The sequence below is a fragment of the Bordetella sp. 02P26C-1 genome, from assembly GCF_009763255.1.
In the GTDB taxonomy this organism is placed as follows: Bacteria; Pseudomonadota; Gammaproteobacteria; order Burkholderiales; family Burkholderiaceae_B; genus Bordetella_A.
In genome coordinates this window covers 1-436 of record NZ_WSJB01000030.1, presented here as the reverse complement: position 1 = coordinate 436, position 436 = coordinate 1, and the positions used below count along the sequence as shown (strand labels likewise).

Annotated in this window: 2 rRNA genes; both read right to left on the bottom strand. The window is 50.5% G+C overall.

The window, feature by feature from the left end:
- Positions 1 to 55: 55 nt before the first annotated feature.
- Positions 56 to 168, bottom strand: a 5S ribosomal RNA gene (gene rrf / locus GOQ28_RS16450).
- A 184-nt stretch (positions 169 to 352) separates the two neighbouring features.
- Positions 353 to 436 (bottom strand): 23S ribosomal RNA (locus tag GOQ28_RS16445); the annotation flags it as partial.

Sequence of the window (436 nt, the reverse complement as noted above, 5' to 3'; positions counted from 1 at the left end):
CCGCCGCAAAGACAAAACCCCACCGGAGATCTCCGATGGGGTTTTGAGGATAAGAGCCTGACGATGACCTACTTTCACAAACGAATGTTCACTATCATCGGCGCTAAGGCGTTTCACTGTCCTGTTCGGGATGGGAAGGAGTGGGACCACCTTGCTATGGTCGTCAGGCGTAACTGGTTGGGCGGGTAGTGGTTTAGGACTACCTACCCCAATTTGGAAGAAGCACATCGAGTTGATGCGAGCGGCTCAGGTGAGTGAGGCTTCGCAACAACGATGGGTTATGTTTGACGAATTTATATAAACGGCACTTGTCGCTACGCTCATATCAGGTCATTAAAACCTACAGAGTTATAGGATCAAGCCGCACGGGCAATTAGTATCGGTTAGCTCAACGCATTACTGCGCTTCCACACCCGACCTATCAACGTTCTGGTCT